Genomic DNA, 17324 nt, shown 5'->3' with positions numbered 1-17324 from the left:
GTCACCGCCACGTCTTCTTTTTCTTCCAACGCCGCTCGCCGCGCACGCCGTCTTCTTTCATGCCGAGGTAGAACTCCTTGATGTCCTCTTTCTCGCGCAGGCGGGCGCAGGTGTCTTCCATCACGATGCGGCCGTTTTCCAGCACATAGCCGTAGTCCGACGCGTTGAGCGCCATGTTGGCGTTCTGCTCGACCAGCAGGATAGTGGTGCCGCGCTCGCGGTTGATGCGCACCACGATCTCGAAAATTTCCTTGGTGAGCTTGGGTGACAAGCCCAGGCTGGGTTCGTCGAGAAGGATCAGGTCGGGCGAAGCCATGAGCGCGCGCGAGATTGCCAGCATCTGCTGCTGCCCGCCCGACAGCAGCCCGGCGTCTTGCAGGGCGCGCTCTTTCAGGATCGGGAAGTAGCCGTACACCGCTTCCATGTCGAGCGCCACGCCGTCGCGGTCCTTGCGGGTGTAGGCACCCATCAGCAGATTGTCGCGTACGCTGAGCAAAGGGAATACCTCGCGTCCCTCAGGCACATGCGACAAGCCCTGCTGCACGATATGAGCCGGGTCCTGCGCCGTGATGTCCTCGCCCTTGAAGTCGATGGAGCCCTTGCGCGGATCGAGGATGCCCGAGATGGTCTTGAGGATGGTGGATTTGCCCGCGCCGTTGGAGCCCAGCACCGTGGCAATTTCGCTGCGGCGCACCTGCAGGCTGATGCCGCGTATGGCCTTTATGGGGCCGTAGGAGCTCTCGACGTTGAGGAGTTTCAGGACGGGTTGGTCGCTGACGGGTGGAGGGACCGCACTCATGCTGTCCTCCGTAGTGATGTGACCTCATCCACCGAGCCCAGATAGGCTTCGATGACGCCAGGATCGTTCTGTACCTCGCGCGGCGTGCCCATGGCCAGCACCTCGCCCTGGTTCATGGCCAGCACGCGGTCTGACACGCGGGAGACCAGTGACATATCGTGCTCGACCATCAGCACCGTGATGCCCAGCTCATGCTGGATGTCCTGGATCCAGAAGGCCATGTCGCCGGTTTCTTCCACATTGAGGCCGGAAGAGGGCTCGTCGAGCAGCAGCAACTGCGGCTCGGTGCACAGCGCCCGCGCCAGCTCGACCACCTTGCGCACGCCGTAGGGAAGACCTGCGACCATCGAATCGCGGTGATGTTGCAGGTCGAGGAAGTCAATGACCTGCTCGGCTTTTTCGCGTGCCAGCAGTTCGGCATCTCGCGCCCTGGCGGTAAAAAACAGGTCGTGCAGCAAACCTGTCTGCCGGTGCGTGTGCCGGCCAATCAGCAGGTTGTGCAGCACGGTGGCGTGCTCAAACAGCTCGATGTTCTGGAAGGTGCGCGCAATACCCAGCGAAGCAATCTTGTGGGGCGGCTGGTAGGTGAGCTTTTCGCCGCGGTATTCAATCTCGCCGGTGGTGGGTGTGTAGATGCGGCTGATCAGGTTGAACACCGTGGTCTTGCCCGCGCCGTTGGGGCCGATGAGCGTGAAGACTTCGCCCTGCTTGACGTCAAAGCTCACGTTGTTGACCGCCAGCACGCCGCCGAAGCGAACGCTGAGGTTTTTGGCGGAAAGGAGGGTCGTGCTCATTTCAGGCGATCTGACTTCTGGAATGATTTCTGCCGTTTAAAGAGTCCTTTTCTGTAGAAAGGAAAGAGCTGCAAATAGGTGCGAATCTTCAGCCAGCGGCCATACAGCCCCATCGGCTCAAACAGCACAAAGGCGATCAGCACAATGCCGTAGACCGCCGCCTGCAGGCCGGGGGCCTGGCCTATGGTGGCGGGCAAATAGTCTTTGGTGAGGCCAATCACCTGCGGCATGGAGATCAGGAAGATGGCGCCCAGAAAAGCACCGTGTACCGAGCCCACGCCGCCGATCACGATCATCAAGAGCAGGTCGATGGACTGCAGGATGTTGAACTGGTCGGGCGAGATGAACTGCAGCTTGTGCGCATAGAGTGCGCCGGCCACGCCGGCCAGCGCCGCAGACAGCGCAAAAGACAGCGTCTTGTAGCGCGCCAGGTGGATACCCATGCTCTGCGCCGAAATCTCGGAATCGCGGATCGCGACAAAGGCCCGGCCCGTGGGCGAGCGCAGCAGGTTGAGGATGGCCAGCGTGGCCGCCACGGTGATGAGGAGGCAGAGGAAATAGAAGGACTCGCCGCTGGCCAGCTTCCAGCCGAACATGTCGGGTGCCTTGATGTGGATGCCCGCATTGCCGCCGGTAACACTTTCCCAGCGTGCAAACACTTCTTCAACAATGAAGCCAAAAGACAGCGTCGCCATGCCGAGGTAAATGCCCTTCACGCGCAGGGCGGGCAGGCCCACGACCAGGCCCACGGCGGCTGATAGCCCGGCGGCGCACAACAAGGCGATGGGAAAGGGCAGGCCGGCGTTGGTCATCACCGCCTGCGTGTAAGCGCCGACGCCCAGAAAGGCCGCGTGCCCCAAAGAGAAGAGGCCGGTGAAACCCGCCAGCAACATCAGGCCCAGCCCGGCGATGGCGTAGATCATCACGAAGGTGAGTTGTGCGAGCCAGTATTCGGGGAACAACCACGGTGCCGCTAGCAACAGCAACATCAGTGCGCCGTACCAGAACACATGGCCTGCGTGCTTGGCCAGTTTGATGTCCTGGCCGTAATCGGTTTTAAAGATGAACCTCATGAGAAGGCTCCCCCCCGAAGCGCCTTCGGCGCCTCCCCCTCGGGGGGCGCCACTAGCGGCCCGGCAAAGCCGGTTCCACGGTGGCCTGGCTTTAAGGGATGGCACGCGTTGACCTGCTTGTTCGTCATACTTTTTTTCGGAGCTTCTCGCCGAACAGGCCGCTGGGCTTGACCATCAGCATGATGAGCACTACCACATAGGCGGCGATGTCCTTGAAGCCGTCGGGCAAATAAAAGCCCGAGAACGATTCAACCAGGCCGATCACCAGCCCGCCCACAATCGCGCCGGGCAGACTGCCGAAACCGCCTACCACCGCGGCCGGGAAAGCCTTGAGCCCGATAAAACCCATGTTGGCATGCACAAAGGTGATGGGCGCGAGCAGGAGCCCGGCAATCGCCGCGACGGCCGAGGCCAGTGCCCACACCAGGCCGTTAAGCCGCTTGACGGGAATGCCCATGTAGTACGCAGCCAGCTGGTTTTGCGACGACGCCTGCATGGCGATGCCCAGCTTGCTGTACTTGAACATCGCAAACAGGATGAGGCACAGCGCTGCGGTGGTGACGATGATGGCAACCTGCTCGACATTGATGACCAGCGCGCCCAGGCTCCAGATCTGGTCTTTGTAGGGCACGGGCAGCACATAGGTTTCGGTGCCTATGCCGGGGATCATGGTGATAAGGCCGCGCGCCGTGTAGCCGACGCCGATGGTGAGCATGACGATGGAAAACGCGGGCTGGCCGAGGATGGGGCGTATTACGAGGCGCTCCAGCACCATGCCGAACAACGCCATACCTGCAATCGCGCTGATCACCGCCAGCCAGAAGGGAAACCCCAGCAAGGTCATGCAGGCCAGGCCGCCGAACGCGCCCAGCATCATCAGTTCGCCCTGCGCGAAGCTGACCGTCTCGGTGGCCTTGTAGATGAGCACAAAGCCCAGCGCGATCAGCCCGTAGATGCAGCCTTGGGCAATACCGCTGATGAGCAGTTGCAAGAATTGCACGTCGCGGTCTCCCCTGTAATGAGCTTTGGTTATAGCTGTCGCCTAAAGGTCTGTCGCTAGGGGTTGTTCCGAATACGTGTCGCCTTGGTGATCAAGCGTAATCCCTAGATGGAACGAAATGTTCGAATCGGCGCCGGCCTGGGTTTCTACGGCGACGCATGGGAGCCTGTGGCCGCGAGCATTGAGCGTGGTGGTGTTCACTACATCGCAAGCGACCATCTGGCCGAGCTGACGCTGGCCATCCTGCAAAAGGACCGGCAGCGCGACCCTGCACTGGGCTATGCACGCGATGTGGTCCCCATGCTGATGAAGCTGTGGCCGTTGATGCAGGCGCGCGGCGTCAAGTTCATCTGCAACGCGGGCGGGCTCAATCCTGCGGGCGCCGGCGCTGCCTTGCGCGCGGCGTTTGCGGCCAAGGGATGGAAGGCGCGCATCGCGGTGGTCACCGGTGACGAAGTGTTGCCGCAGCTCGCAGAGCTCGCGCCGCCGCATATGTTCAACGGCCAGGCGTTTGAGTCCGTGCGCGAGCGCATGGTGTTTGCCAATGCCTATGTGGGCGCGCGGCCTATTGTGTCGGCGCTGCAGCAGGGCGCCGATATTGTGGTGACAGGGCGCGTCGCCGATGCGGCGCTGTTCCTGGCGCCGCTGGTGCATGAATTCAACTGGAAGCTGGAGGACGCAAAAACGCCGGCCGAGCTGGATCGGCTGGCGCAAGGGCTGGCGGTGGGGCACTTGCTCGAATGTTCGGGCCAGGGCAGCGGCGGCAACTTTGGCAGCCAGCAGGCGTGGAAGGCCATTCCCGATCTCGCCCACATCGGCTATCCCATCGCCGAGGTCAGCGTAGACGGCACGGCGCTGATCACCAAGGCACCGGGCACGGGTGGCCGCATCAATTTCGATACGGTGCGCCAGCAACTGCTGTATGAAGTGCACGACCCGGGGCACTATGCCTCGCCCGATGTGGTGATGGATTTATCGGCGGTGCGGCTCGAAGACCTGGGCGACGATGCCGTGCGCATGACGGGCGTGCGCGGCCACGCGCGGCCCGCGCAACTCAAGGTGGTGGGCGGGTTTCGCGACGGCTACAAGGCCGAGGTCACCTGGGGCTTTAGCTGGCCTGATGCGCATGACAAGGCACTGGCAGCTGTGGAGATGGTGAAAGCCCGGCTGAGGGAAAAGCGCCAGGCGCACGACGAACTCTTTGTCGAATTCCCGGGGCTCAACTCGGCACATGGCCCACTGGCGCCACTGCCTGCACCTGCAGTGCTGGCGGAGCTCAACGAAGTCTGGGTCCGTATGGCGATCAGGACGCAGGACAAAGCGGTGGCCGAAGGTTTTGGCCGGCTCTTTCCGTGGATGGCCTTGAGCGGGCCGGCCTATACCTGCGGCTTTCACGGCCTGAACAACAGCAGTGAGTTGCTGGGCATCTGGCCTGCGCTGATTGACCGGCAAGCGGTTGAGGCGGCGGTGCGTGTGGAGGTGTTGCAGTCATGAGGGTGCAATTGGTGAAGCTCGCGCATGCGCGCAGCGGCGACAAGGCCGACTGGGTGGACTTTGGCCTCTTTGCCTGGAACGAGGCGGGCTACCGGATCATGGAGCGCGAGGTGACGGCCGAACGCGTGCAGGCGCACTTTGCGCCCTGGCTGCCGGGCGCGGTGCAATGCTGGCGCTTGCCCAATATCCTGGCCCTCAAGCTGGTATTGCAGGGCGCGCTGCAAGGCGGTGGTGCGCGCAACCTGCGCATGGACAACCTGGGCAAGGCCATGGCAGCAGCGCTGCTGCGCATGGAGATCGAAGTCAGCGAGGCAGAGCTGGAAGAAGCTCAGGCTGCCCCTCGTGCGGGCTGGTGGGGTGCCTGACGGGGATTGCGTAAAAATTTAAGCAAAAAAAGCCTGTACGCCTTTTGTATTGGGCGCAAGCAGCTATCAAATAAATAGCATCCAGGTGGCCGGCGAAGGTACCTGGCACCCGGGCGTCAGGCCTTGGGAATCTTGCGGGGCTTGCCGAAATCGTCAATGGCCACGTAAGTCAGGCTGGCTTCCGTGACCTTGATGTAGCGGCCCTGGGCGCGAAAGCGCTCGGCGTAGACCTCAACCTGGACCGTGATGGACGTGGTGCCGATACGCGTGACGCAGGAGAAAAACGACAGGATGTCGCCGACCCGCACCGGCTGCTTGAAGATGAACTGGTTGACGGCCACGGTTGCCATGCGCCCGTCCACGTGGCGGGCCGGTACCACCGAGCCGGCCAGGTCGACCTGCGCCATGACCCAGCCGCCGAAGATGTCGCCGTTGGCATTGCAGTCGGCCGGCATGGGAATGACCTTGAGCACCAGTTCCTTGTCGGTGGGCAACTGGACGTTCAGGGCGTCCTCGGCGTGAATGTCCGTATGGGTGCTTGATTCGGTAGACATAGGCACAATCTGAAAAAGTTATTACAACAACCTACACGATTGTCCCTCATGCGCTCCCGAGCTTCCGCTGTTGATTCTTCCCTGGCCGTGCCTGCCGCCGCGTCAGCGCCGGGCGCCGGCAAGGCGCTCGCGCTCCAGCGCTCGGACCTTGGCACCCTCAAACGCCTTTTCCCCTACCTGTGGGATTACAAATGGCGCGTGCTGGCGGCCCTGAGCTTCATGGTGGGCGCCAAGATGGCCAACGTTGGTGTGCCGCTCTTGCTGAAGAACCTGGTCGACGCCATGAACTTCAAACCGGGCGACGCACAGGCGGTGCTGGTGGTGCCGGTGGCGCTGCTGCTGGCCTACGGCCTGCTGCGCCTGTCGACCACGCTTTTTACCGAACTGCGCGAACTGGTGTTTGCCAAAGCCACCGAAGGCGCGGCGCGGCGGATTTCGCTGGAAGTGTTCAGGCACCTGCATGCGCTCAGCCTGCGCTTTCACCTGGAGCGGCAAACCGGCGGCATGACGCGCGACATCGAGCGCGGCACGCGCGGCGTGCATTCGCTGATCTCGTACTCGCTCTACAGCATCATCCCCACGCTGATTGAAGTGACGTTGGTGCTGACGCTGCTGGCCGTCAAGTTCGACGTCTGGTTTGCCGGCATCACGGGCATCGCGCTCGTGTTCTACATTTTCTTCACCGTCACGGTGACCGAATGGCGCACACAGTTCCGCAAGGCCATGAATGAGCTCGATTCGTCGGCCCACAGCCGCGCCATCGACTCGCTGCTGAACTACGAAACCGTCAAGTATTTCAACAACGAAGAGTTTGAAGCCGCACGCTACGACGAAAACCTGCAGCGTTACCGGCGCGCCGCCATCAAGAGCCAGAACACGCTAAGCCTGCTCAATACCGGGCAGCAGCTCATCATCGCCATCGGGCTGGTGGCCATGCTCTGGCGCGCAACCCAGGGCGTGGTGGACGGGCGCATGACGCTGGGCGACCTGGTGATGGTCAATGCCTTCATGATCCAGCTCTACATTCCGCTCGGTTTCCTGGGTGTGATCTACCGCGAGATCAAGCAAAGCCTGACCGACCTGGACAAGATGTTTGTGTTGATGGAGCGGGAGCGTGAAATCGCCGACGTGCCGGGTGCCCAGCCTATCGTCATCGAAGGTACGCCGGCGGTACGTTTTGAGAATGTGAACTTCGCTTACGACCCGGCACGGCCCATCCTGCACAACGTGAGCTTTGAAATTCCGCCGGGCAAGACCGTCGCGGTGGTGGGCTCTTCGGGCGCCGGCAAGTCCACGCTGGCGCGCCTGCTCTACCGCTTTTACGATGTTCAGCAGGGCTGCATCACCATTGCCGGCCAGGACATCAAGCAGGTCACACAGTCCAGCGTGCGCCAGTCCATCGGCATCGTGCCGCAGGACACGGTGCTGTTCAACGACACGGTGGAATACAACATCGCCTACGGCAAGCCGGGCGCCAGCCATGCCGAGGTCGAAGAAGCCGCGCGCGCGGCCCGCATCCACGGTTTTATTGCCTCGACGCCTCTGGGCTACCAGACCATGGTGGGCGAGCGCGGCCTGAAGCTGTCGGGCGGTGAAAAGCAGCGCGTGGCTATTGCCCGCACCTTGCTGAAAAACCCGCCGGTGGTGATTTTTGATGAAGCCACCTCGGCGCTGGATTCGGCCAACGAGCGCGCCATCCAGGCCGAGCTGCGCACCGCCGCGCAAAACAAGACCACGCTGGTGATTGCGCACCGGTTGTCTACCGTGGTGGATGCGCATGAGATCCTGGTGATGGATGCCGGGCGCATTGTGGAGCGTGGCACGCACGCGCAGCTGTTGGCGCTGGAAGGCGCGTATGCGCGGATGTGGGCGCTGCAGCAGAGTTCGGCAGAGGCTTGAGATTTAAGTGAAATCCAGGTTTTAACCATAACTGACGGGCGCAAGCAGCTATAAAATTAATAGCAAGCTGATGCCGGCACGGTTGGCCGGAATTTGCGGTTTCCAGGTAGCCATGGGATTCCCCGTAGGTAGAAAGACTGCCTGAGCTCGCATAATTGGTTCATGGAAACCAAATGGCTGGAAGATTTTGTGAGCCTGGCTGAAACCCGCAGTTTCAGCCGCTCCGCCCAATTGCGTCATGTCACCCAGCCCGCGTTTTCACGGCGTATCCAGGCGCTGGAAGCCTGGGCCGGTACCGACCTGGTGGACCGCAGCTCATATCCCACGCGGCTCACCCCTGCCGGAGAAACCCTGTACAGCCAGTCGCTGGAGATGCTGCAGGGCCTGCAGTCGACCCGCGCCATGCTGCGCGGCCACACCTCGGCCGGGCAGGACGTCATCGAGTTCGCGGTGCCGCACACCCTGGCATTTACCTTCTTTCCGGCCTGGGTCAGCAGCTTGCGCGAGAAGTTCGGCCCCATCAAGAGCCGCTTGATCGCGCTGAACGTGCACGATGCCGTATTGCGACTGGTTGAAGGCAGCTGCGACCTGTTGATCGCCTACCACCACGATTCCCAGCCTTTCCAGCTGGACCCGGACCGCTATGAAATGGTGTCGTTGGGCCAGGAAGTGCTGGCACCTTTTGTCAGGGCCAATTCCGCGGGTGAGCCCGAGTTCAGCCTGCCGGGCCGCGCCGGCCAGCCCTTGCCTTATCTGGGCTATGCGCCGGGCGCCTACCTGGGCCGCATGGTCGACATGATCCTCAAGCAGTCGAGCACGGCCATCCACCTGGACCGGGTGTACGAAACCGATATGGCCGAAGGCCTGAAGGCGATGGCGCTGGAAGGCCACGGCATCGCATTTTTGCCGCTCAGTGCCGTCAAGAAGGAATTGAGGGCCAAAAAACTGGTCAGCGCCGGCGGTAATCTGGAAATGACCATGGACGTGCGCGTGTACCGTGAGCGGCCCACCTCCAAGGAGTCTGCCAAAACCCATGCCCAGGCCTTGTGGACTTACCTGCAGGCACAAACCGGCGGCAAGGAAAAGGCTGGCGGCCGCGGCGCGGGGGCACCGGCATCGCGCTAGCCGACCGCTAGTTGCCTAAGCGGGCTGGCCTTGCGGTCAAATGCTGGCATCAGACTGACGACTAGTAGTAACCCTAAGTGGTTATAAGAAAAATGCATGGAAGATCGTCGAAACAGCATTGGTGTTTTGACATCTCCAAATTTACAGTTCGTGACGTTCAAATTTTGGTGCTTGCCCGTGCTTGTTGATTCATTTGCTGTCTGCGTTGCCTTCCTTACGGCCCTTTGTGCGGCATCGGTCTGCGCAAGGCACGGCGCCATTCGGGTGATCGCCCAGCCTGTGCGGCCACGAGTGCAGGCGGCCTGACGGTCCGCTGGCACAAAGACTGCTTACATCTGCCGTATAGTTCCGGACTTTTAATGCGTGCACCATTTTGGAAAACCCCAGAAATTGCTGTCAATGCTGCGGGTTTGCAAAACCATCAACCCTTTCACGCCGTCCGCTTTCCCCCATTTTTAGAGGCCGGGTAAACCTAGGCGTAGCCCGGGAACCAACTCTCTAGAATAGTTCGCTAATCGTTTCATTCATTACAGGAGATTCCATGAAACTCAAGCTAGTCGCTCTGTCTGTTGCATTGCTCGCCACCGGCGGTGCGTTTGCCGACACCCTTTCCAAAGTCAAGGCTTCAGGCGTTGTGACCATGGGCGTGCGTGACTCCTCCGGTGCACTGTCCTATACCCTCGGTGACGGCAAATACACCGGCTACCACGTCGAAATCTGCCAGCGCATCCTGGCCGGCCTCGAAAAAGCCGCCGAGCGCAAGCTGGAAGTCAAATACCAGCCCGTGACCTCGCAAAACCGCATTCCCCTCGTGCAAAACGGCACAGTCGACATCGAGTGCGGCTCCACCACCAACAACGCGACCCGTCAAAAAGACGTGGCCTTCGTCGTGACCACCTTCGTCGAAGAAGTCCGCATCGCGGTGAAAGCCACCTCCGGCATCACCTCCGTTGCCCAGCTCAGCGGCAAGACCGTGGCCACCACCACGGGTACCACTTCCGTGCAGACGCTGCGCAAGAACAAGCGCGCCACCGGCGTCGAGTTCAAGGAAATCTTCGGCAAGGACCACTCCGACAGCTTCCTGCTGCTCGAATCGGGCCGCGCCGATGCGTTCGTCATGGACGGTTCCATCCTGGCCGGCAACATCGCCACCGCCAAGAAGCCTTCGGACTTCAAGATCGTTGGTGAAGTGTTGAGCGTCGAGCCCATCGCCATCATGATCCGCAAGGATGACCCGCTGCTCAAGCGCCTGGCCGACGACACGGTCAAGGGCATGATCAAGTCGGGCGAGATGAACAAGCTGTGGACCAAATGGTTCCTGTCGCCGATTCCTCCGAAGAACACCAAGGTGGGCCTGGCACTGAGCGCCAGCACCAAGGCTGCCTGGGACAATCCGAACGACAAGCCCATGGAAGAGTACGCCCAGAAGTAATTCGGGTCAGGTAAATTGAGAACCCCGCCGGACATCATGCTCTGGCGGGGTTTCTCGTTTACCGTGGCATGGAAAAACAACACAACAACCCTTTGCTGGAGCCGTGATGACTTGGGATTGGCAGGTATTTCTAAATGACGACGGTAGTGGCCGAACCTACTTGCAATGGATGTTTGACGCATGGGGCTGGACGCTGTCCGTCGCCGGTGCATCCTGGGTGATCGCCATGCTGTTTGGCGCGCTGGTCGGCACACTGCGCACCTTGCCCAACAGCCCGTGGCTTGTCCGCTTTGCCAATGCCTGGGTCGAGCTGTTTCGCAACGTTCCCTTGCTGGTCCAGATTTTCATCTGGTACTTTGTGGTTCCCAAAATTTTCCCCGCCATGAAGGAGCTGCCCAGCTTCATCCTGGTGGTGTTCGCTCTCGGATTTTTCACCTCGGCGCGTATTGCCGAGCAGGTCAGGGCCGGCGTGCAGGCCTTGCCGCGCGGCCAGCGCTATGCCGGCATGGCCATGGGCTTTACCACCGTGCAGACGTACCGCTACGTGATCCTGCCCATGGCCTTTCGCATCATCATTCCGCCGCTCACCAGCGAGTCGATGAACCTCTTGAAAAATTCCTCCGTGGCTTTCGCGGTGTCGATCGCCGAGCTCACCATGTTCGCCATGCAGGCGCAGGAAGAAACTTCGCGCGGCATTGAGATCTACCTGGCGGTGACGGCCCTTTATGCAATCTCTGCCTTCGCGGTCAACCGGGTCATGGCCTTTGTTGAAAAGAAGGTCCAGATCCCCGGCTTCGTTGTAGCCGGCTCAACGGGCGGAGGGCACTGACATGCTTGGACTCGACATGAGCTTCCTGAACTGGGAGATGATTTCCCAGTTCGTCGTCAAGGGTTTTATTTTCAGCATCGAGCTGACCGTCATCGCCACCATAGGCGGCATTATTTTCGGCACCGTGCTTGCGCTGATGCGTCTGTCGGGCAAAAAATTCCTGACGGTTCCCGCGACCATCTACGTCAACGGCATGCGTTCCGTTCCGCTGGTCATGGTGATCCTGTGGTTCTTCCTGCTGGTACCTGCGTCGTTCTACACGACCTTCGGCGCCTGGGGGGCCAACTACCGCGCCGAGATTTCGGCCATCATCACCTTCGTGGCCTTTGAGGCTGCGTACTTCAGCGAAATCATGCGTGCGGGCATCCAGTCCATCTCGCGTGGGCAGGTCAATGCGGGCCGTGCCCTGGGCATGACCTATTCGCAGAACATGAAGCTGATCATCCTGCCGCAGGCTTTCCGCAACATGGTGCCCATCCTGCTGACCCAGACCATCATCCTGTTCCAGGATACTTCGCTGGTTTACGCCATCGGCGCCTACGACCTGCTCAAGGGCTTCAGCACCGCCGGCAAGATCTTCGGCCGTCCTGAAGAGGCCTACCTGCTGGCCGCCGTGGTTTATTTCGTGATCTGCTTCGGGCTGTCCTTCATGGTCAAACGCCTGAACAGCAGAATCGCCATCATTCGCTGAGATCGCTGTTTCTTAAAACACCCCCTATCTCTCAAAGAGCACACTGGAGAAGAAGATGATTGAGTTGAAAGAAGTTTCCAAATGGTACGGTGAAGTGCAGGTTCTCAATAACTGCACCACCAGCATCAAGAAGGGTGAAGTTGTTGTGGTCTGCGGCCCATCGGGCTCGGGCAAATCCACCCTCATCAAGACCATCAACGCGCTGGAGCCTTTCCAGAAGGGCCAGATCTTTGTCGACGGCAAGGCTGTGCATGACCCCAAGACCGACCTGCCCAAGCTGCGCAGCCGCGTCGGCATGGTGTTCCAGAATTTCGAGCTGTTCCCGCACCTGAGCGTGACCGAGAACCTGACGCTGGCGCAGGTCAAGGTACTGGGCCGCAAGCCCGACGAGGCCAAAAAGCACGGCCTCAAATACCTGGATCGCGTGGGCCTGATGGCGCACAAGGATAAATTCCCCGGCCAGCTCTCCGGCGGCCAGCAGCAGCGTGTGGCGATTGCCCGCGCGCTCAGCATGGACCCGATCGCCATGCTGTTTGACGAACCCACCTCCGCGCTGGACCCGGAAATGGTGGGCGAGGTGCTGGACTGCATGATGGGCCTGGCTGTCGAAGGCATGACCATGATGGTGGTGACCCACGAAATGGGCTTTGCCAAAAAAGTGGGCAGTCGCGTGATTTTCATGGATGTCGGCGGCAAGATTCTGGAAGACTGCTCGAAGGACGAGTTTTTCAGTCACCCGGAAAACCGCCAGGCGCGCACCAAGGATTTCCTCAACAAGATCCTGGCGCACTGAAAGCCATGCGCCCCGGAAAAAAAGCCCCGAACCCCGGGGCTTTTTTCATGGCGGCTCATGATGGTCGGGTGGTGTGACCAGTGCGACAATTCAGGCCATGACTTCAGCCACCCGCACACCCGCCTCCACCCTGACCATCACCCGGCCCGACGATTGGCACCTGCATGTGCGCGACGGCGAGGCCCTGCACACCGTGGTGCCGCACACGGCCGCACAGTTTGGCCGCGCCATCATCATGCCCAACCTGCGCCCGCCGGTGACCACGGCCGCCCAGGCGGCGGCGTATCGGGAGCGCATCCAGGCCGCTGTGCCGGCCGGCGTGCAGTTCGAGCCATTGATGACGCTCTACCTCACCGACAACCTGCCACCCGATGAGATCAAGCGCGCGAAAGACGCCGGTGTTGTGGCGCTCAAGCTATACCCGGCCGGCGCCACCACCAACAGCGATGCCGGTGTGACCGACCTGCGCAAGACTTACAAGGCACTCGAGGCCATGCAAAAGGAAGGGTTGCTGCTGCTGGTGCATGGCGAGGTGACGTCCTCCGACATCGACCTGTTCGACCGGGAAGCGGTATTCATTGACACCCAGTTGATTCCGCTGCGCCGCGATTTCCCTGAGCTCAAGATCGTGTTTGAGCACATCACCACCCGCGAAGCCGCCCATTACGTGCGCGATGCCGGCCAGTTCACGGGTGCGACCGTCACCGCGCACCACCTGCTCTACAACCGCAATGCCATTTTCACGGGCGGCATTCGCCCGCATTACTACTGCTTGCCGGTGCTCAAGCGCGAAACGCATCGTCTGGCATTGGTAGAAGCCGCCACCAGCGGCAACAACCGGTTTTTCCTGGGTACTGACAGCGCACCGCATCCCGCGCACCTCAAGGAGCACGCAACGGGCTGCGCAGGTTGTTACACCGCCCACGCCGCCATGGAGCTCTACGCCGAAGCTTTTGATACCGCCGGCGCACTGGACAAGCTGGAGGCCTTTGCCAGCTTTAACGGTGCGGATTTTTACGGCCTGCCGCGCAATACCGGCCGCATCACGCTCAAGAAGGAAAGCTGGCACCCGCCCGAGAGCTTTGCCTTCGGCGAAGCCGAGCTCAAGCCTTTGCGCTCGGGTGAAAACCTGCCCTGGAAACTGCACACTTCAGAAAGCACCTGATGGACCACAAGCCGCGTGTTGCCCTGCTCATTGATGCCGACAACTCGCCGGCGTCCAAGATCGACCTGATCCTCAACGAGCTGTCGACCTTCGGCGAAACGAACATCCGCCGCGCCTACGGCAACTGGAAGAAGAATGAACTCAAGGGCTGGGAAGAGGTGTTGCACGAGCATGCCATCCGACCCATGCAGCAGTTCGACTACACCAAAGGCAAGAACGCCAGCGACATGGCCATGGTGATCGACGCGCTGGAGCTGCTCTATACCGACCGGCCCGACGCCTTTGGCATCGTCTCGTCGGACGCCGACTTCACGCCGCTGGTCATGCACCTGCGCGCCAAGGGCGCAGCGGTCTACGGCTTTGGCGCGCAGAAAACGCCGGAGCCTTTTGTCAATGCGTGTTCGAGATTCCTGTTCCTCGACAAGCTGCGCCCCATCGCCGTCAGTGATGCGGCGGGCGGTGCCCACGGAGACAGCCGTGACGATGGCGAGGCGGTTGCCGCCGCGCCCCTCAGGGCAACACCCGCCCAGCTCAAGCAGGACGCCAAGCTGGTCATGCTGCTGCGCAATGCCGTCCAGGCCGCAGCCGACGACGAGGGTTGGGCGCGCGTGGGTGCTGTGGGGACACAAATCGCCAACCAGGCCTCGTTTGACCATCGCAACTACGGCTATGCCACGCTGACCAAGCTGCTGGTGGCCACCCAGCTGTTTGACATCGCCGACGAAGGCAAGTCGACCGTCGCAGTGCGCGACAGGCGACTGAACAAGTCGGCCCGGGCCTAGGGGGCCTGCAGGTGCGAGTCGCTGCAGCCCTGCAGCCAGCGCCGGCCATGCCGATGCCGGCATGGAACCAGCCCTGGCTGCAACCCTGGCAGGAGCCTGGCGAACGCGTCGCCCAGGCCATTGCGGCGGGCACTGCGCTGCACCAGGCCCTGAATGCCGAGCAGCGTGCCCCGGTGCGCTTTGTTCCCCAAAGTGCATTGCCCGCCGGTGAGGCTTACGAGAGCTTTATTTTCAGGACAGGTGAATGCCCCACGCGCGAAGGTGCCCATGATTTTTTCAATGGCCTGTGCTGGATGCAGTTCCCCGAAACCAAAAAGAAGCTCAACCAATTGCAGGCTGCAGAGATTGCGCAGGCCGGTGTGCAAAAGGTGCGCGGCCCGGTCCGTGACGCGCTGACGCTTTTTGACGAGAACGCTGCTTTCCTGTCGGCGCCGCAACCCTTGTGGGACGCGTTGGCGGCCCGGGACTGGCAGCAACTCTTTGTAGGTTTGCGCCCACTCTGGCCGCAGGCCCGGCTGGTGCTGTTTGGCCATGCGCTGCTGGAAAAACTGATTTATCCACGAAAACCGATCACAGCCCATGTCTACCGGGCGCAAGCAGCTATCAATTCAATAGCAGATCTGGACCACTGGATTGCTGCCGACCTGAGCGCGGACAAGCTGGCCGGCAAGCCGTTTCTTCCTTTGCCGGTGCTGGGCGTGCCCGGCTGGTGGCCCGGGAACGAGAACTTTTCCTTTTATGATGACTCCCTTGTATTCCGACCGCCACGGCTGAACAACAACAGATAGAAATCAGCCACGGGCTTGCGGCGCAGCTTGAACTGGGCTGGCAAGCCCTCATATCCTGCGCAAGGCGGGCTTTTTTCACCGACCCCACGGAGAACCCATGAAACGTATTTTTCTGTTTGTCCTGACCAACCTTGCTGTCGTGGTGGTGCTGGGCATTGTCGCCAGCCTGCTTGGCGTCAACCGCTTTCTCACGGCCAACGGGCTGAATCTGACTGCGCTGCTCGGCTTTGCACTGATCATGGGCTTCGGCGGCGCCTTTATCTCGCTGCTGATCAGCAAGCCCGTCGCCAAATGGAGCGCCGGGGTGCGGGTGATTGAGTCGCCCCAAAATGCCGACGAGGCCTGGATCGTCGAAACTGTGCGCAAGCTGGCCGACAAGGCCCAGATCGGCATGCCCGAAGTCGGCATCTTTGAAGGCGCGCCCAATGCCTTTGCCACCGGCGCGTTCAAGAATTCGTCGCTGGTGGCCGTGTCCACCGGCCTGCTGCAAGGCATGACCAAGGAAGAAATCGAAGCCGTGCTGGGCCATGAGATCGCCCACGTGGCCAACGGCGACATGGTCACCATGACGCTGATCCAGGGCGTGATGAACACCTTTGTGGTTTTCCTCTCGCGTGTGATCGGCTACGCCGTCGACAGCTTCTTGCGCCGCGGCAGCGACAACAATTCCGGCCCCGGTATCGGCTACTACGTCAGCACCATCGTGCTGGACATCGTGCTCGGTTTTGCCGCCGCCATCGTCGTGGCCTGGTTCTCGCGCCAGCGTGAGTTCCGCGCCGACGCCGGCGCCGCGCAGCTGATGGGCCGTCGCCAGCCCATGATGAACGCGCTGGCCCGCCTGGGCGGCATGCAGCCGGGCGAATTGCCCAAAGCGGTGGAAGCCATGGGTATCACCGGCAGCATCGGCAAGCTGTTTGCCACGCACCCGCCGATTGAAGAGCGCATCGCAGCATTGCAGAACAGCCAGGCTTGAACCATCAAAGGGCGCCCCGCACAGGGCGCCCTTTTTTTCTTCCCGTTTTCTTCACAGGAGTGCAGGCATGAAAAGCTGGATCAGGCAGAACCGCAGTTTTCTGGTGTTGCTGTTGTTGTTCGGGCTGTTCCGTACCGCAATCGCGGACTGGAACCCCATTCCCTCAGGCTCCATGCGGCCCAACCTGCTCGAAGGTGACGTGGTCTTCGTCAACCGGCTGGCCTACAACGTCAAGATTCCGCTGACCGATACCGTGCTGGCGCGCACCACCGATCCGCAGCGCGGCGACGTCGTCACTTTTTCCTCGCCGGTGGACGGCGTCCGCCTGATCAAGCGGCTGGTGGCTGTGCCGGGCGACGTCGTGGAAATGCGCGACAAGGTGCTCATCATCAACGGGCAGTCAGCCCGCTATGAGGCGCTGGACACGGTGCTGGAGCCGGCCGGGCCGGTTGGCGTGCTGGTGGCCACGCACGTGAAAGAAGCCACAGCCCAGGAGCAACATGAAATCCAGTGGCTGGCCGGTGTGAAGGCCAAGGACAGCTGGGGGCCGATCACGATTCCCGCTGACCAGTACCTGATGCTGGGTGACAACCGCGACAACAGCGCAGATTCGCGCTACATAGGCCTGGTGCCGCGCAACCTGCTGATTGGGCGTGCGGAACGGATCCTGGTGTCGGCGGACATCCTGGAGAAGTGGCAACCCCGCCTTGAGCGTTTTGGCCGCTCGCTCTATTGATCAGCCGATCTGCTGATTGACTGAGGCTACAG

Annotated in this window: 18 protein-coding genes; 13 read left to right on the top strand and 5 right to left on the bottom strand. The window is 61.2% G+C overall.

The window, feature by feature from the left end; all coding sequences use genetic code 11:
* Position 1: 1 nt before the first annotated feature.
* The 4 genes from AC1DVV_RS14160 to AC1DVV_RS14145 all read right to left on the bottom strand — a co-directional run bounded on the left by AC1DVV_RS14160 (position 2) and on the right by AC1DVV_RS14145 (position 3666).
* Positions 2-799 (bottom strand): ABC transporter ATP-binding protein, encoded by a 798-nt coding sequence (locus AC1DVV_RS14160; RefSeq protein ID WP_457281137.1) that lies wholly within the window; start codon positions 797-799, stop codon positions 2-4.
* The gene (locus tag AC1DVV_RS14155; RefSeq protein ID WP_477666611.1) at positions 796-1593 is read right to left on the bottom strand and encodes an ABC transporter ATP-binding protein; all 798 of its coding nucleotides are present in this window, start codon (positions 1591-1593) and stop codon (positions 796-798) included. Before AC1DVV_RS14155 ends, AC1DVV_RS14160 begins: the two co-directional genes overlap by 4 nt.
* Positions 1590-2666 carry a branched-chain amino acid ABC transporter permease gene (locus AC1DVV_RS14150; protein WP_457281135.1) on the bottom strand — a complete coding sequence of 359 codons (1077 nt, stop codon included), beginning with the start codon at positions 2664-2666 and terminating at the stop codon, positions 1590-1592. The genes AC1DVV_RS14155 and AC1DVV_RS14150 overlap by 4 nt, the downstream gene beginning before the upstream one ends.
* Before the next feature lie 124 nt (positions 2667-2790).
* Positions 2791-3666 (bottom strand): branched-chain amino acid ABC transporter permease, encoded by an 876-nt coding sequence (locus tag AC1DVV_RS14145; RefSeq protein ID WP_477666612.1) that lies wholly within the window; start codon positions 3664-3666, stop codon positions 2791-2793.
* Between the two features lie 108 nt (positions 3667-3774).
* Here AC1DVV_RS14145 and AC1DVV_RS14140 point away from each other — a divergent pair, with 108 nt between their 5' ends.
* Both AC1DVV_RS14140 and AC1DVV_RS14135 read left to right on the top strand, forming a co-directional pair.
* Complete coding sequence (locus AC1DVV_RS14140; protein WP_477666613.1) at positions 3775-5160, top strand: acyclic terpene utilization AtuA family protein; 1386 nt, start codon at positions 3775-3777, stop codon at positions 5158-5160.
* Complete coding sequence (locus AC1DVV_RS14135; protein WP_477666614.1) at positions 5157-5525, top strand: AtuA-related protein; 369 nt, start codon at positions 5157-5159, stop codon at positions 5523-5525. The genes AC1DVV_RS14140 and AC1DVV_RS14135 overlap by 4 nt, the downstream gene beginning before the upstream one ends.
* A gap of 116 nt (positions 5526-5641) precedes the next feature.
* Here the strand turns inward: AC1DVV_RS14135 and AC1DVV_RS14130 are convergent, their stop codons facing one another.
* Positions 5642-6079: an acyl-CoA thioesterase gene (locus AC1DVV_RS14130; protein ID WP_457281131.1), complete on the bottom strand. Its 438-nt coding sequence runs from the start codon at positions 6077-6079 to the stop codon at positions 5642-5644.
* A 48-nt stretch (positions 6080-6127) separates the two neighbouring features.
* On the opposite strand from AC1DVV_RS14130, the gene AC1DVV_RS14125 reads away from it, so the two are divergent.
* From AC1DVV_RS14125 to lepB, 11 genes are all read left to right on the top strand, one after another.
* Positions 6128-7978 carry an ABCB family ABC transporter ATP-binding protein/permease gene (locus AC1DVV_RS14125; RefSeq protein ID WP_477702026.1) on the top strand — a complete coding sequence of 617 codons (1851 nt, stop codon included), beginning with the start codon at positions 6128-6130 and terminating at the stop codon, positions 7976-7978.
* 162 nt (positions 7979-8140) lie between these two features.
* Positions 8141-9103, top strand: a complete 963-nt coding sequence (locus AC1DVV_RS14120) for a LysR substrate-binding domain-containing protein (RefSeq protein ID WP_457281129.1) — start codon at positions 8141-8143, stop codon at positions 9101-9103.
* Between the two features lie 541 nt (positions 9104-9644).
* Complete coding sequence (locus AC1DVV_RS14115) at positions 9645-10535, top strand: transporter substrate-binding domain-containing protein (RefSeq protein ID WP_457281128.1); 891 nt, start codon at positions 9645-9647, stop codon at positions 10533-10535.
* Between the two features lie 106 nt (positions 10536-10641).
* The gene (locus tag AC1DVV_RS14110; protein ID WP_457281127.1) at positions 10642-11364 is read left to right on the top strand and encodes an amino acid ABC transporter permease; all 723 of its coding nucleotides are present in this window, start codon (positions 10642-10644) and stop codon (positions 11362-11364) included.
* 1 nt (position 11365) lies between these two features.
* Complete coding sequence (locus tag AC1DVV_RS14105) at positions 11366-12055, top strand: amino acid ABC transporter permease (protein ID WP_457281126.1); 690 nt, start codon at positions 11366-11368, stop codon at positions 12053-12055.
* Positions 12056-12110: 55 nt separating this feature from the next.
* Entirely contained in the window at positions 12111-12848 is a 738-nt protein-coding gene (locus AC1DVV_RS14100; protein ID WP_457281125.1) for an amino acid ABC transporter ATP-binding protein, read from the top strand.
* Positions 12849-12945: 97 nt separating this feature from the next.
* Entirely contained in the window at positions 12946-14013 is a 1068-nt protein-coding gene (pyrC, locus tag AC1DVV_RS14095) for a dihydroorotase (RefSeq protein WP_457281124.1), read from the top strand.
* Positions 14013-14795: an NYN domain-containing protein gene (locus AC1DVV_RS14090; protein WP_477687235.1), complete on the top strand. Its 783-nt coding sequence runs from the start codon at positions 14013-14015 to the stop codon at positions 14793-14795. Before pyrC ends, AC1DVV_RS14090 begins: the two co-directional genes overlap by 1 nt.
* A gap of 47 nt (positions 14796-14842) precedes the next feature.
* Positions 14843-15583 (top strand): DUF3025 domain-containing protein, encoded by a 741-nt coding sequence (locus AC1DVV_RS14085; RefSeq protein ID WP_477690286.1) that lies wholly within the window; start codon positions 14843-14845, stop codon positions 15581-15583.
* A gap of 97 nt (positions 15584-15680) precedes the next feature.
* The gene (htpX, locus tag AC1DVV_RS14080; RefSeq protein ID WP_477656648.1) at positions 15681-16556 is read left to right on the top strand and encodes a protease HtpX; all 876 of its coding nucleotides are present in this window, start codon (positions 15681-15683) and stop codon (positions 16554-16556) included.
* A gap of 67 nt (positions 16557-16623) precedes the next feature.
* A complete protein-coding gene (gene lepB / locus AC1DVV_RS14075) occupies positions 16624-17292 on the top strand; it encodes a signal peptidase I (RefSeq protein WP_457281121.1) in 669 nt (222 codons plus the stop codon).
* The last annotated feature ends 32 nt before the right edge of the window (positions 17293-17324 follow it).

The organism is Polaromonas sp. P3_B4 (assembly GCF_056402835.1).
The sequence above is the reverse complement of the archived record's forward strand: the minus strand, read 5'-3'. Positions and strand labels throughout refer to the sequence as shown.

What these genes read in the sequence shown, in the direction of transcription:
- AC1DVV_RS14160 (WP_457281137.1), bottom strand. Translation starts at nt 799, where the DNA reads ATGAGTGCGGTCCCTCCACCCGTCAGCGACCAACCCGTCCTGAAACTC.
- AC1DVV_RS14155 (WP_477666611.1), bottom strand. Translation starts at nt 1,593, where the DNA reads ATGAGCACGACCCTCCTTTCCGCCAAAAACCTCAGCGTTCGCTTCGGC.
- AC1DVV_RS14150 (WP_457281135.1), bottom strand. Translation starts at nt 2,666, where the DNA reads ATGAGGTTCATCTTTAAAACCGATTACGGCCAGGACATCAAACTGGCC.
- AC1DVV_RS14140 (WP_477666613.1), top strand. Translation starts at nt 3,775, where the DNA reads ATGGAACGAAATGTTCGAATCGGCGCCGGCCTGGGTTTCTACGGCGAC.
- AC1DVV_RS14135 (WP_477666614.1), top strand. Translation starts at nt 5,157, where the DNA reads ATGAGGGTGCAATTGGTGAAGCTCGCGCATGCGCGCAGCGGCGACAAG.
- AC1DVV_RS14130 (WP_457281131.1), bottom strand. Translation starts at nt 6,079, where the DNA reads ATGTCTACCGAATCAAGCACCCATACGGACATTCACGCCGAGGACGCC.
- AC1DVV_RS14125 (WP_477702026.1), top strand. Translation starts at nt 6,128, where the DNA reads ATGCGCTCCCGAGCTTCCGCTGTTGATTCTTCCCTGGCCGTGCCTGCC.
- AC1DVV_RS14120 (WP_457281129.1), top strand. Translation starts at nt 8,141, where the DNA reads ATGGAAACCAAATGGCTGGAAGATTTTGTGAGCCTGGCTGAAACCCGC.
- AC1DVV_RS14115 (WP_457281128.1), top strand. Translation starts at nt 9,645, where the DNA reads ATGAAACTCAAGCTAGTCGCTCTGTCTGTTGCATTGCTCGCCACCGGC.
- AC1DVV_RS14110 (WP_457281127.1), top strand. Translation starts at nt 10,642, where the DNA reads ATGACTTGGGATTGGCAGGTATTTCTAAATGACGACGGTAGTGGCCGA.
- AC1DVV_RS14105 (WP_457281126.1), top strand. Translation starts at nt 11,366, where the DNA reads ATGCTTGGACTCGACATGAGCTTCCTGAACTGGGAGATGATTTCCCAG.
- AC1DVV_RS14100 (WP_457281125.1), top strand. Translation starts at nt 12,111, where the DNA reads ATGATTGAGTTGAAAGAAGTTTCCAAATGGTACGGTGAAGTGCAGGTT.
- pyrC (WP_457281124.1), top strand. Translation starts at nt 12,946, where the DNA reads ATGACTTCAGCCACCCGCACACCCGCCTCCACCCTGACCATCACCCGG.
- AC1DVV_RS14090 (WP_477687235.1), top strand. Translation starts at nt 14,013, where the DNA reads ATGGACCACAAGCCGCGTGTTGCCCTGCTCATTGATGCCGACAACTCG.
- AC1DVV_RS14085 (WP_477690286.1), top strand. Translation starts at nt 14,843, where the DNA reads ATGCCGATGCCGGCATGGAACCAGCCCTGGCTGCAACCCTGGCAGGAG.
- htpX (WP_477656648.1), top strand. Translation starts at nt 15,681, where the DNA reads ATGAAACGTATTTTTCTGTTTGTCCTGACCAACCTTGCTGTCGTGGTG.
- lepB (WP_457281121.1), top strand. Translation starts at nt 16,624, where the DNA reads ATGAAAAGCTGGATCAGGCAGAACCGCAGTTTTCTGGTGTTGCTGTTG.